The organism is Mesorhizobium australafricanum (genome assembly GCF_033977265.1).
Lineage (GTDB): Bacteria > Pseudomonadota > Alphaproteobacteria > Rhizobiales > Rhizobiaceae > Mesorhizobium > Mesorhizobium australafricanum.
The window spans coordinates 585,903-598,645 of sequence record NZ_JAVIIT010000001.1; the positions used below are offsets into that span (position 1 = coordinate 585,903).

Below are 12,743 nucleotides of genomic sequence, written 5' to 3' on the forward strand. Positions count from 1 at the left end.
AGCGCCGCGTCTTGATAGTCTTTTCGTCCGCGGAGCTTATGGGTGCGGTGATCGCCGAAGTCAGCGCCGCCCCTCATCCGCCCTTCGGGCACCTTCTCCCCGTGAACGGGGAGAAGGAAAGGTCAAGCTTCTCCGAACACCCGCTTGAAGATCGTGTCGACATGCTTGGTGTGGTAGCCGAGGTCGAATTTCTCGCGGATCTCTGCTTCGGGGAGGGCGGCCGTGACGTCCTTGTCGGCAAGCAGTTCCTCAAGGAAATCGGCGCCGTGTTCCCACACTTTCATGGCGTTGCGCTGCACCAGCCGGTAGGCGTCCTCGCGTGACAGGCCGGCCTGGGTCAGCGCCAGCAGCACGCGCTGGGAATGCACCAGCCCACGGAACTTGTTGAGGTTCTTCTCCATGTTCTCGGGGTAGACGAGCAGCTTGTCGACGACGCCGGTAAGGCGTGCCAATGCGAAATCCAGCGTCACAGTCGCATCCGGCCCGATCATGCGCTCGACCGATGAATGCGAAATGTCGCGTTCATGCCAGAGCGCCACATCTTCCATCGCCGGCATGGCGTAGGCGCGCACCATACGGGCAAGGCCGGTGAGGTTTTCGGTCAGCACCGGGTTGCGCTTGTGCGGCATCGCCGACGAGCCCTTCTGGCCCGGCGAGAAATATTCTTCCGCTTCCAGCACTTCGGTGCGCTGCAGATGGCGGATCTCGATGGCGAGGCGCTCGACCGACGAGGCGATGACGCCCAGCGTGGCAAAGAACATGGCGTGCCGGTCGCGCGGGATCACCTGGGTGGACACCGGCTCCGGCTTCAGCCCAAGTTTTGCCGCCACATGCTCTTCGACATAAGGCTCGATGTTGGCGAAGGTGCCGACGGCGCCGGAAATGGCGCAGGTTGCGATGTCTTCGCGCGCATGCACCAGCCGCTCGCGGCAGCGCGAGAATTCGGCATAGGCCTGCGCCAGCTTGACGCCGAAGGTGGTCGGCTCGGCGTGGATGCCATGGCTGCGGCCGATGGTGACCGTGTCCTTGTGGTCGAAGGCGCGGCGCTTCAGCGCCGCAAGCAGGGCATCGATGTCGGCAAGCAGGATATCGCTGGCGCGCGTCAGCTGCACGGCAAGGCAGGTGTCGAGCACATCCGACGAGGTCATGCCCTGGTGGATGAAGCGTGCATCCGGTCCGACGAATTCGGCAAGATGGGTCAGGAAAGCGATGACGTCATGCTTGGTGACGCGTTCGATCTCGTCGATCTTTGCGACGTCGAATTTGGCCGCGCCGCCTTTTTCCCAGATCGTCCTTGCCGCTTCTTTCGGGATGACGCCCAGTTCCGCCAGCGCATCGCAGGCATGCGCCTCGATCTCGAACCAAATGCGGAAGCGGGTTTCGGGCGACCAGATGGTGACCATTTCCGGCCGGGAATAGCGAGGGATCATCCGTTTTTCAATCCTGCCTAGATAAGCGTTGGCCGCGTCCTAACAGAGGCAGGCCCGATGCTCAACGCCGCTGCCGCGCAAACCAGATGCTTGCCGCGACAAGTGCCGCAAAACCCGGCGGAAAATAGAGCCGCACGCCAAGCACGACGAACTGGTAGAGCGCGGTCAGCATGGTGAAGGCGAATTCGAATGCCCAGGTCGGCCCCAGGCGGCCAGCAGAAGATTTGCCAGCGCGCTGGCTCCCATGGCCATGCCCCGGCTGCAGCGGCGTCATCGGCGGCAAGCCATATCGCGCGCCACGTGTCCGGGCGTCATCGGTTTGACATCTGTCTCATGGACATCATGCCTATCACGCCATGGTGAACGTGTGCCGAGCAATGCATCCAATCCGGCGTTCATTTGTTATTGTCGGCCGTCTCGCATCCGAAAGGGCAAATCGCCATCCACCGGAGGACCAGCATGAGCACCGACATCGGCAAGATACGCGGACATATGGAAGTGATCGGCGCCGACGGCGTCCATATCGGCACCGTCGACAAGGTCGAGGGTGACCGGATCAAGCTGACCAAGGCCGACAGCGGCATGGGCGCGCACAAGGGACATCACCATTACATTTCGCTCGCGCTGGTCGCGGAGATCGACGGGCAGAAGGTCTGGCTGTCGGCGAATTCGGATGTCGCCGTCACCTTCGAGGAAGAGAAATCCGATCCAACCTGATCTTTGTTTTTACGCAATTCCGGACGAAGGCTAAGGCGAAGTCGCCGAGCCTAAGCGCTGCACACCTTTTTCTGGAATTGCGTCGGTCAGCGCGACGACCAGACCGGAAACAGATCGCCGTCTGCAGGCGTCGCGGCATGGACGCCGCGGCTGATGGCGCGCGCCATGGTCGCGCCGGCTGTCGCGAACAGATCGATCGCGGCATCGGCGCTGAGCTCGATGCCGCTCCTGCCTGTCGCCAGCGCAAAGACGAGATCGCCGTCCGCCGGCGTATGCGTCGGCCAGATGGCGCGGGCGAATCCGTCATGCGCCGAAATCGCCAATCGCTTGGCCGCGGCCTTGGTCAGAACGGCGTCCGTGGCGATGACGGCGATGGTGGTGCTGGAGCCCTCCTCCTGTCCTCCGACGCGCCTGTCGCGATATTTCAAAAGTATCTTCCTGGCGTCTTCGGGCAGCGGAGCGGGATAGCCCAGGCCGCCGAACTCGTCGCCGATCTCGAAGGGTGCGGCCCAGAAATGGCGGCTGCGGCCGACCGTGACCGAGCCGGTCGGGTTGACGGCGGCGAGCGCGCCGACAGTGACGCCGCTGTCAAGAACGGTCGAGGCGGAGCCCAGCCCGCCTTTCAGCCCGGAGGTCAGCGCGCCGGCGCCGGCACCCGCCGTGCCGATGTCAAAATCCACCGCTGCCGCCTGCACGGCCTCGTAGCCGAGTTCGCGATAGGGCGGATAACGGCCCCAGTCCTTGTCGCCGCCATTGCGCAGGTCGAACAGGATCGCGGCCGGCACGATCGGCACGCGGAAGCCACCCACCTCGACGCCGATGTTTTTCTCGCGCAGCGCCGCTTGCACGCCGGAGGCGGCGTCAAGGCCGAAGGCGGAGCCGCCTGACAGAACGACGGCATGGATCGTGGCGATCGAATTCTGCGGCTCGAGCAGGTCGGTCTCGCGCGTGCCCGGCGCGCCGCCCAGCACCTGGACGCCGGCAACGGCAGGCTCATCGCACAGCACCACCGTGACGCCGGATTTCAGCATGGCATCGGCCGCGTTGCCGACGCTCAAGCCCGCAACGTCAGTGATCAGGTTGCGCGGACCGGTGCGGAACATCAGTTGCTCTCCAGCGGCACGAAATGCGTGCCGTCGAAGCGGTAGACGCGGAACGGGTTCTGGCTGAGATCACCCTTGTCGTCGAAGCGGATGGCGCCAATCGCGGTCGTGAAATCATGGCCGGTCAGTGCTTCGCCGAGCGGCTGGCCGGAGCTTTCCGCGCCGGCCAGCGCGGCCTTGGCGACCTCGACCGCGGCATAGGCCGGAAGGGCATAGCCATCCGGCGCGATGTTCTTTGCGCCGAAGGCCTGCACAATTCTGGGGTCGGCGATCTCCGACCATTCGGGCGGCGCGATCATCAGCGTGCCGACGGCGTAGGGCACATCGCCTGGCGGCACGCGCAGGTTTTCGCCGCCGGCAAAGGTGATGCCGGCGTCGAGCTGGGCGGCATCGCGACCCATGATCGCGACGTCGTCGCCGTCGCCGCCGGCGAACACTTTTGTCGCGCCGGCCTTTTTCAGCCGGCCGATCAATCCGATCTGGTTGTCGAGCTGAGGTCGGAACGTGTCGACGAAGACCGGCTTCAGCGCCGCCTGCTCGGCCGCGGCGCGGAAAGTCTCGGCTATCTCTCGGCCATAGATGGTGCCGTCGTCGACGATGGCGAACAGGTCGTCGCGCCAGAGCTGCGTAAGGTTTGCGGCAACTGCATTGCGCTCATCGTCGCCGCGCGGGCCGAGCCGGTAGACCAGCCAGCCGGTCTTGGTGCGCCGGTCGGTCAGGCTTTCGGTGCGCACGCCGACCGTGATGACCGGAATGTTGGCGTCCTTCAGGACCGGCAGTGCGGCCTCGATCGCCTCGGTGCAGAGAAAGCCCACCACGACATTAACCTTGGCGTCGACGAATTCCTTTGCCGCCGCGGCGCCGCCATCGGCGGTGCAGGCATCGTCAACGGCTTTGATCGCGATGCCGTTTGCCTCGGCCGCCAGCCCTGCGCCTGCCTCGACCTCTTTGCCCAGGATCGCCGATGGACCGGAAAGCGGGGCCGCAACGCCGACCAGCGTCTCGGCGTCGGCGCTCGCGGCCAGCGACAGCCAGAGCAGCACGGCTGATGTCGTCGTGAGAAGACGCATTCGGGCTAAGAGATCCTCCATGCCGGGAATACAGTCCCGACACTATTCCAAAAAAGACCTAAAGGCTGGCTAAGCGCCACGCAACACGCGAATTTGCGGATTGCAGTCAAGCACTTCGCCCGTGCTAGGTAACTTGTGGCGTGCAATATGCCGCCATATATAACGAACTGGTTTCGACAGGTGGATTATCGGGTGCTTAAGATCAATGACATCGGGCCGCAGCACTATCGCGATGCGATGGCGCATTTCGCCGGCCATGTGCATGTGGTGACGACGGACGGTCCGTGCGGCAAGCGAGGCGCCACGGTGATCGCCGCCTGTTCGGTTTCGGACACGCCGCCGACGGTCCTGGTCTGCCTCAACCGCGAGAACCCCAAGAACGAAGCCTTCATCAAAAACGGCAAGTTCGCGCTGAACACCCTGGCCTCGGACCAGGAAGTCGTCTCGGTGGGCTTTTCCGGCATCACCGGCCTGCCGGCGGACGAGCGTTTCGCGCTTGCGGAGTGGGATGTGATCTCCACCGGGGCGCCGACGTTGAAAGGCGCGCTGGCCGTGTTCGACTGCGAGATTATCGACAGCAAGGATTTGGCCACCCATCGTGTGCTTTTTGGCAAGGTGACAGGGCTGCGCATCGGCGATAATTTGCGGCCGCTGATCTACCACAACCGCGGCTACCATTTTCTTTGAAACGTTCATTTTCTTTGAAAAGGGCGGGCGGGATCCACGGAGACAAGATGACCGCGCCGCGCCCCGCGCCGAAATCGATCGACGAAACGCTCGATCTCTTGACCGGCGCGGACTATGTCGCGGACCGTTCGCTGGCGACCGTGCTGTTTCTTTCGCTGCGCATGAAGCGGCCTTTGTTCCTGGAAGGCGAGGCGGGCGTCGGCAAGACCGAGATCGCCAAGGTACTGGCCGACGCGCTCGGCCGCCGGCTGATCCGCTTGCAATGCTATGAGGGGCTCGACGTCTCCTCGGCCGTCTATGAGTGGAATTATGCCGCCCAGATGATCGAGATCCGCATGGAAGAGGCGGCTGGCAAGGTCGTGCGCTCCGATATGGAGCGTAACGTCTTTTCCGAAAAATACCTGATCCGCCGCCCGGTGCTCGACGCGCTGACCGGCAAGGCGGGCGCCGCGCCGGTCTTCCTGATCGACGAGCTTGACCGCACGGACGAAGCGTTCGAGGCGTTCCTGCTCGAGATATTGTCGGACTTCCAGGTCACGGTTCCGGAGCTTGGCACGATCAAGGCGGAAGAGCCGCCGATCGTCATCATCACCACCAACCGCACGCGCGAGATCCATGACGCGCTGAAGCGGCGCTGCCTTTATCACTGGGTCGATTATCCGAATGCGGAGCGCGAGCTGGAGATCGTTCGGCGCAAGGTGCCGCAGGCGAACCGCCGGTTGTCGGCGGAGGTCGTGTCCTTCATCCAGAAGCTGCGCCAGATCGAGTTGTTCAAGGCGCCCGGCGTCGCCGAAACCATCGATTGGGCCGGCGCGCTGACCGAGCTCGACAAGGTGGCGCTCGATCCGGAAACCGTGTCCGATACGATCGGCGTGCTTTTGAAATACCAGGACGACATTGCCCGCATCGGTGAGGGCGAGGGCCGGCGCATCCTCAATGAGGTGAAGGCCGAGCTTTCGGCGGCGGAGTAGGCGTGATGCCTGTACCGCGCCCGGAGCCCAGGGAAGCGACAGCGGATGGGCGCATCGCTGACAACATCGTCTATTTCGCGCGGGCGCTGCGCAAGGCCGGCATGCGCGTCGGCCCGGCCTCGGTGAAGGATGCCATCGAGGCGGTGCTTGCCGCAGGCATCGGCTCGCGCGACGATTTCTACTGGACGCTGCATGCGGTGCTGGTCTCGCGGCACGAGGATCACCCGGTCTTCGACGAGGCTTTCCGCCTGTTCTGGAAATCGCGTGAGCTGATCGAGAAGCTGCTGGCGATGTTTTCGCCGGTCGCGCCGGACGATCGCGAAAAGCAGAAGCCGCGCGCGGCCGAGAACCGCGTCAGCCAGGCGATGTTCGAAGGCCATCAGAAAAGCCAGCCGGTTCGGGAAGTGCCGGAGATCGAGGTCGATGCGCGCCTCACCTTTTCCGGCAACGAAGTGCTGCGCGGCAAGGATTTCGCCCAGATGGACGCCGGCGAAATGGCCGAGGCCAAAAAGGCGATCGCGGCCTTGCGCCTACCCTTCGACCTGATCCGCACGCGGCGCTTCAAGGTCGACACACAGGGCCGCCGTATCGATCCGCGCGCCATGATGCGCTCGGCGGCGCGCACCGGCGGCCAGCTTATCCTGCCGAAATTCCGTTCTCCGCGCGAAGTGTATCCGCCGCTGGTCGTGCTGGCCGACATTTCGGGCTCGATGAGCCAGTATACTCGCATCTTCCTGCACTTCCTGCATGCCCTGACGGAGAAACGTCGCCGCGTGCATGCCTTCGTCTTCGGCACGCGCTTGACCAACCTGACCCGGCAGATGCGCCATCGCGATCCGGACGAGGCGCTGGCCGAATGCTCGGCGGCGGTGAAGGACTGGTCGGGCGGTACCCGTATCGGCGACACGCTCGCCGAGTTCAACCGGTTGTGGTCGCGGCGCGTGCTGGGGCAGGGCGCCGTGGTGCTCCTCATCACCGACGGGCTGGAGCGCGACGACGTCACCGGCCTGTCGGAGGAGATGGAGCGGCTGCATAAATCCTGCCGGCGGCTGATCTGGCTCAATCCGCTTTTGCGCTTCGACGGGTTCGAGGCGCGGGCCCGCGGTGTGAAGGCGATGCTGCCGCATGTCGACGAGTTCCGGGCAGTGCACAATCTCGACGCGCTGGCCGATCTTTGCGCTTCTCTCGACCAGCGGCCGGCGGTTGCGGTCGATCCGCGCCGCTGGCTGCAAACTGGCGGGAGGCGCGCGGCGTAGCCATATGTCCGGGGGAAAACATTCGTTTCCCAAAGGGAAGCCTCAAGTTTCCTCGGGGAAAACTAAAGTTTCCCTTGAAAAACAGACTTTGTGAGAAGCGACGATGGAAGAGAGTATTTATCTCGATGAAGCCCGCGATCCCCTGATCATCGCGGAAGGCTGGATGAAGGACGGCAAGGATGTCGCCATCGCGACCGTGGTCGAGACATGGGGTTCGGCGCCGCGTCCGGTCGGCAGCCATCTGGTCATCGACGCCGAGGGGAATTTCCATGGCTCGGTTTCCGGAGGCTGCGTCGAGGGCGCCGTGGTGACGGAGGCGATGGACGTCATCGGCTCGGGCAAGGCCAGGATGCTGGAGTTCGGCGTCGCCGACGAGACCGCCTGGCAGGTGGGGCTGTCCTGCGGCGGCCGCATCAAGGTCTATGTCGAGCGGCTGGGCTGACCGTCGTGGATCCGTATGTTCTAAAGACACTGAACGAAGAACGCCGCGCCCGCCGCGCCGCGGTGCTGGTCACTGACCTCGGCGACGGCCGCGACCGTATCGTGCGCGAGGGCGACCATGTTGCGGGCGATCTCGGGGCGGCAATCGCCAGCGCGTTCCGCACCGGCAATTCGAGGTCGGTGGAGGCGGAAGGGCGGAGCTTCTTTCTCAATGCGCATCTGCCGCGTCCGCGCCTCGTGGTAATCGGCGCCGTGCATATCAGCCAGGCGCTGGCGCCGATGGCCAGGATCGCCGGCTATCCCGTCGAGATCATCGATCCGCGCACCGCCTTCGCCACCCCGGAACGCTTTCCCGACGTCGCGCTGCATGCCGAATGGCCGGAGGATGTGCTGAAGCGCGCGCCGCTCGACAGCTACACCGCGCTTGCGGCCGTCACCCACGATCCCAAGATCGACGATTTCGCGCTGAAGGCGGCGCTCGACGCCCGATGCTTCTATGTCGGGGCGCTCGGCAGCCGCAAGACCCACGCCAAGCGTGTCGAACGCCTGCTGGCGCTCGGCGCCGGCGCCGACCAGATCGCCCGCATCCATGCGCCGATCGGTCTCGATATCGGCGCTGCCAGTCCGGCTGAGATCGCAGTCGCCGTCCTTGCGCAGACCATCCATGCTTTCCGCTCGCGCGGTCTCGAAGCAAAGGGCGCCGTGGCGTGAAATTCGGGCCGGTTCCGATCGATGAGGCGGAAGGGGCGGTGCTGGCGCATGCAACCGCCGCCGCTGGTGAAAAACGCTTCCGCAAGGCGCACCGGCTGAGCGGCGACGATGTCGCGGCGCTCAAGGCGGCAGGTGTCGGCGAAGTCGTCGCGGCGGTTCTTGCCGTGGACGATCTCGGCGAGGATGCCGCTGCCGCCAAGATCGCCGCCGCGATGAGCCACCGCAACATCGAGGTCAAGCCGGCCGCGACCGGGCGGGTCAACCTGCACGCAGGGGCAGCAGGCGTTTTTACCGTCGACGCCGGGATGATCGACGCCATCAATGCCGTCGATCCGGCCATCACCATCGCGACGCTGGCGCAGCACGCGCCGGTCGAGAAGGGCCAGATGGTGGCGACGGTGAAGATCATCCCCTTTGCCGTCGCCGCAAGACTGGTCGATGCGGTGGTGAAGGTCTGCGCCGGCCGCGAGATATTTGCCGTCAACGCCTATCGCCCCATCAATGTCGGCGTCATCCAGACGGTGCTTCCCGGCGTCAAGCCGAGCGTGCTCGACAAGACCCTGCGCGTCACCGAGGCGCGACTGGCCCGCTCCGGCGGCCGGCTGACGGCCGAACGGCGCACGCCGCATGAGGTGGCGCCGGTCGCGGCGGCCGCAACCGCGCTGGCGCGCGACAATGACATGGTGGTGATCTTCGGCGCGTCGGCAATGAGCGATTTCGCCGATGTCGTGCCGGCCGCGATCGAACGGGCGGGTGGTACAGTCATCCGCGCGGGCATGCCGGTCGATCCCGGCAATCTGCTCGTGCTGGGAACGCTCGACGGCAAGCGCGTCGTCGGCGCGCCTGGATGTGCCCGCAGCCCGAAGGAGAATGGCTTCGACTGGGTGCTGGATCGCCTGATTGCCGGGCTCGAGGTGACCGCGGGCGATATTGCCGGCATGGGCGTCGGCGGGCTTTTGATGGAAATCCCGACTAGGCCGCAACCGCGCGAGCCGGCGGTGCAGCCGGCAAGGTCGGCGCTGAAAGTCGATATCGTGCTTCTGGCCGCCGGCCGTTCGAGCCGCATGGGCGGGCCGAACAAGCTCTTGGCGCTGTTCGATGGCGAGCCGCTCGTGCGCCGCACCGCCGGGCGTGCGCTGGGCTCGAAGGCCGCCGGCACCGTCGTCGTCACCGGCCATCAGCGTGAACGCGTGCGCGCCGCGCTTGCCGGTCTTAGCGTGACAGTAGCGGACAATCCCGATTTCGCCGACGGCCTTGCCTCGTCGTTGAAGGCTGGCATCGCGAAGGTCGCACCCGATGCGGCCGGCGCCATGATCGTGCTCGGCGATATGCCCGGCGTTTCGTCGACGGACCTCGATAGCCTGATCGACGCGTTCCGCCGCTCCGGCGGTCACGCCGTGGTGCGCGCCTCGCATCAGGGCAAGCGCGGCAATCCGGTGCTCCTGCCGCGATCGCTCTTCGCGGCCGTCGCGCAACTCGAGGGCGATACCGGCGCGCGCCACCTGGTCGAAGCCGAGGGGCTTGACGTCATCGATGTCGAGATCGGGCAGGCCGCCTCGATCGATGTCGACACACGAGAGGCGCTGGAAGGGGCAGGCGGCGTTCTGCAGGATTGACAAAGCGGATCCGAATTTCGCATGCCTCGACTTATGGCTCTCCAATTGACGTCTCGTCGGCGCTTACCCCCCTCTGGCCTGCCGGCCATCTCCCCCCGCTTGAGGGGGAGATGGCCGGCAGGCCAGAGGGGGGCGTGCCGCGCTGTCCTTACAGGAATCCTTTTCTTGTTCTCTTCGGCCGTTAATGCCGACACGTCGTCCCTGAAATCGTTCAAGGACGACCTCTTCGCTTATCCGGCGACGCTGTCGACCGGCGACAACGGCGCCTACACCGTCCTCGACTATCGCGAGACGCGCGACATCAACCAGCGCGACGAGGTGCCGGAAAAGCGCGTGCATGCGCAATATACGGATCCCGGCGTGCGCAAGGTGCAGCAGGATCTGATGCTGAAGTCCGACGCCGGCGATATCCGCCATGTCGCGGTCGGCAGGACGGAAGGCGCTTCCATCATCGTGCTCTACCTGCACGGGCAGGGCGGCAGCCGCAAGCAGGGCGTCGACGACTTCACCTTCGGCGGCAATTTCAACCGCATCAAGAACCTGATGGCCGCAAATAACGGCCTCTATCTTTCCCCGGATTTCCCCGATTTCGGCGACAAGGGCGCGGCGCAGGTTGCGGCGCTCATCGATCATTATGCCGAGACGTCGCCAGGCGCGAAGATCTTCGTGGCCTGCGGCTCGATGGGCGGGATGATCTGCTGGAAGCTTGCCGCGCGCAAGGATACGGGCAGCCGCATCAACGGCCTGCTGCTGCTCGGCTCGCTATGGGACGACAGCTTTTTGACCAGTCCCGCCTTCAATCGCCGCGTGCCGGTATTCTTCGGTCAGGGCAGCCATGATGTGGTTTTCCCGGTGGAGAAGCAGGAAGCTTTCTTCCGCTCGATCCTCGCCAGGAAGTCATATCCGACCCGATTTGTCCGCTTCGAGACCGGCACGCATGGCACGCCGATCCGCATGGTCGACTGGCGCGGCGCGCTGAACTGGATGCTGACGAAGGCGCCGTGACCTTCCAGAATTACGGGGCGCTGTTGTAGTCGATGACCGTCTGCGGATTTTGCTCGCCGTCATAGGATGCATCGACGTCATACTGGACGAGCGAGAAGTCGCCATTGCGAAACAGATAGGTTCCCGATGAGGAGGCATCCCCCACACCACGCCACTTGTCGGATGTGGTGATGGTTTTGGTGTTGTCGTCATAGTCGGAGTTGGTCGCCCAGCCGCTCGTCTTGAAACCAATGATGTGGATCGACTCGACCTTGCCTTCGCTGTTGTTGTTCTCGTAGCGGATGTCGAGCTCCGGCTCGGTGAACTGCAACTGTGTGACGCCGTTGACGTCGTCAGAGATGTAGTAGACTGCGGTCTCGTTGTAGGCGGCCATCGAACAGAAGAAGCGGAACAGCCGCGTCTCGCGCTCCGGGTCGTTGGGTTGGGCGCCCTTGTCCTTGTAGTGGATGGAATGAGCTGCCGGTTCGCCGATCGGCTTGCCGTCCGGATCCTGTTTGTCGCACTGCTCGCCATAGGTGGCGAGGAAGGCTTTCTTGGCCTGTTCCAGCGCCTCGTCCTTCTTCGGCGGTGGCGGGCCGTCGCCGCAGCTTGCCGGTAAGGCGCTGTCGAAATCCTCGGTCGACGGCTTCAGAGTGCCCTTGTCGATGAAGATCGGCTGGAAGGTCGGCTCCTGGATCTGCGCGTTGACCTGGCGCACCGTGTAGCAGCCGGCGAAAACCTTGGCCTCGCCCTTCTTGTCGGTGGCCTGGATGGCGACAGGGACGCTGTAATAGATGCTGCCGGCGGCACCTTCGTCCAATACGGCGCCGGTCTTGACGTCGACGGTGTCGGTGCCGTCGTAGCCCTTGACGAAGGCGTTGAAGTCTTTTGCCGGCTTTGTATCGCCGAAATAGCCCCACGCGCGGGCGAATTCGTGGCGATTGATGGCGCTGTAAAGCGAGCGGATGACCGCATCGGCGCTGGACCTGTCGTCGATGTAAGGCGCGTCAGCCGCGAATGCAGACTGTGTCAGGCCGGCCAAGGAAAAGAAGACAGTGGCTGCGAAAGTGGCTCTTTTCATCGAATCCTCCGCTCGGTAACGAAAATACTACCACGGCGATTGCGGCGGCGCGGTGACGCCATGGGCAGGGCGGCTTGAAGAATCGTGGCGGGAGGCGCTAGCTCAAGGCTCGCGGCGCTGGGGCCGCCTGGGAGATACCCGTGACCATTTCCATGTACGATATTTCGGTGGGCGTCTTTTCCGCCAGGCTGAAGGCGCTGGCCAGCGTCCTGACGGCGGCGGAGCAGAATGCCGGCGAGCGCAAGATCGATCCGCAGGTGTTTCTGACGGCGCGGTTGGCGCCGGACATGTTTGCGCTGACAAGGCAGGTCCAGATCGCCACCGACCATGCCAAGGGCGCGCCGTCGCGGCTCGCCGGCCGCGAGGTGCCGAAATATGAGGACAATGAAACGAGCTTTGCCGAGCTACAGGCCCGAATCGCCAAGACGCTCGATCATCTGGCATCGTTTGCGGCGGCCGATCTGGAGGGATCGGCGGACAGGACAGTCGAAGTGAGGCTCGGTGGACGCGAAGCCACGCTGCCCGGCCTGCAATACCTGCTGCACTTGGCGATGCCGAATTTCTATTTCCACATCACAACTGCCTACGACATCCTGCGCCATAACGGCGTGCCGCTCGGCAAGCAGACGTTTCTGGGCAATCGTTGACGGTGCAGTGATTTAAGGGTTTCCCGGCA

Annotated in this window: 14 protein-coding genes; 9 read left to right on the forward strand and 5 right to left on the reverse strand. The window is 64.4% G+C overall.

The features are described from left to right. Nucleotides 1-122: 122 nt before the first annotated feature. Both purB and RFM98_RS02875 read right to left on the reverse strand, forming a co-directional pair. Nucleotides 123-1,430, reverse strand: coding sequence for an adenylosuccinate lyase (purB, locus tag RFM98_RS02870; protein WP_320307407.1), 1,308 nt, complete (start codon nt 1,428-1,430; stop codon nt 123-125). Nucleotides 1,431-1,491: 61 nt separating this feature from the next. After that, a complete protein-coding gene (locus tag RFM98_RS02875; protein WP_320307549.1) occupies nt 1,492-1,704 on the reverse strand; it encodes a hypothetical protein in 213 nt (70 codons plus the stop codon). A 185-nt stretch (nt 1,705-1,889) separates the two neighbouring features. On the opposite strand from RFM98_RS02875, the gene RFM98_RS02880 reads away from it, so the two are divergent. Beyond that, on the forward strand, nt 1,890-2,147 hold the full coding sequence (locus tag RFM98_RS02880; protein WP_320307408.1) for a DUF2171 domain-containing protein: 258 nt from the start codon (nt 1,890-1,892) through the stop codon (nt 2,145-2,147). An 86-nt stretch (nt 2,148-2,233) separates the two neighbouring features. Here RFM98_RS02880 and RFM98_RS02885 read toward each other — a convergent pair whose 3' ends face one another. After that, on the reverse strand, nt 2,234-3,250 hold the full coding sequence (locus tag RFM98_RS02885; RefSeq protein WP_320307409.1) for a P1 family peptidase: 1,017 nt from the start codon (nt 3,248-3,250) through the stop codon (nt 2,234-2,236). Beyond that, nucleotides 3,250-4,320 (reverse strand): branched-chain amino acid ABC transporter substrate-binding protein, encoded by a 1,071-nt coding sequence (locus tag RFM98_RS02890; protein ID WP_320307410.1) that lies wholly within the window; start codon nt 4,318-4,320, stop codon nt 3,250-3,252. The genes RFM98_RS02885 and RFM98_RS02890 overlap by 1 nt, the downstream gene beginning before the upstream one ends. A gap of 192 nt (nt 4,321-4,512) precedes the next feature. Between RFM98_RS02890 and RFM98_RS02895 the strand changes: the two genes are divergently transcribed. The 7 genes from RFM98_RS02895 (at nt 4,513) to RFM98_RS02925 (ending at nt 11,007) form a co-directional block, all read left to right on the forward strand. Beyond that, nucleotides 4,513-5,007 carry a flavin reductase gene (locus tag RFM98_RS02895; RefSeq protein WP_320307411.1) on the forward strand — a complete coding sequence of 165 codons (495 nt, stop codon included), beginning with the start codon at nt 4,513-4,515 and terminating at the stop codon, nt 5,005-5,007. 47 nt (nt 5,008-5,054) lie between these two features. Then, complete coding sequence (locus RFM98_RS02900) at nt 5,055-5,978, forward strand: AAA family ATPase (protein WP_040981224.1); 924 nt, start codon at nt 5,055-5,057, stop codon at nt 5,976-5,978. A 5-nt stretch (nt 5,979-5,983) separates the two neighbouring features. Continuing rightward, the gene (locus tag RFM98_RS02905; protein ID WP_320307412.1) at nt 5,984-7,234 is read left to right on the forward strand and encodes a vWA domain-containing protein; all 1,251 of its coding nucleotides are present in this window, start codon (nt 5,984-5,986) and stop codon (nt 7,232-7,234) included. A gap of 103 nt (nt 7,235-7,337) precedes the next feature. Beyond that, a complete protein-coding gene (locus RFM98_RS02910) occupies nt 7,338-7,676 on the forward strand; it encodes an XdhC family protein (protein ID WP_320307413.1) in 339 nt (112 codons plus the stop codon). A 5-nt stretch (nt 7,677-7,681) separates the two neighbouring features. Continuing rightward, entirely contained in the window at nt 7,682-8,386 is a 705-nt protein-coding gene (locus RFM98_RS02915; protein ID WP_320213553.1) for an XdhC family protein, read from the forward strand. Continuing rightward, nucleotides 8,383-10,002, forward strand: a complete 1,620-nt coding sequence (locus RFM98_RS02920) for an NTP transferase domain-containing protein (RefSeq protein ID WP_320307414.1) — start codon at nt 8,383-8,385, stop codon at nt 10,000-10,002. Before RFM98_RS02915 ends, RFM98_RS02920 begins: the two co-directional genes overlap by 4 nt. 156 nt (nt 10,003-10,158) lie before the next feature. Beyond that, nucleotides 10,159-11,007 (forward strand): alpha/beta hydrolase, encoded by an 849-nt coding sequence (locus RFM98_RS02925; protein ID WP_320307545.1) that lies wholly within the window; start codon nt 10,159-10,161, stop codon nt 11,005-11,007. 10 nt (nt 11,008-11,017) lie between these two features. On the opposite strand, the gene RFM98_RS02930 is transcribed toward RFM98_RS02925, so the two are convergent. Further along, a complete protein-coding gene (locus RFM98_RS02930) occupies nt 11,018-12,067 on the reverse strand; it encodes a DUF1176 domain-containing protein (RefSeq protein ID WP_320307415.1) in 1,050 nt (349 codons plus the stop codon). Between the two features lie 140 nt (nt 12,068-12,207). Between RFM98_RS02930 and RFM98_RS02935 the strand changes: the two genes are divergently transcribed. Continuing rightward, complete coding sequence (locus RFM98_RS02935; protein WP_320307416.1) at nt 12,208-12,714, forward strand: DUF1993 domain-containing protein; 507 nt, start codon at nt 12,208-12,210, stop codon at nt 12,712-12,714. The last annotated feature ends 29 nt before the right edge of the window (nt 12,715-12,743 follow it).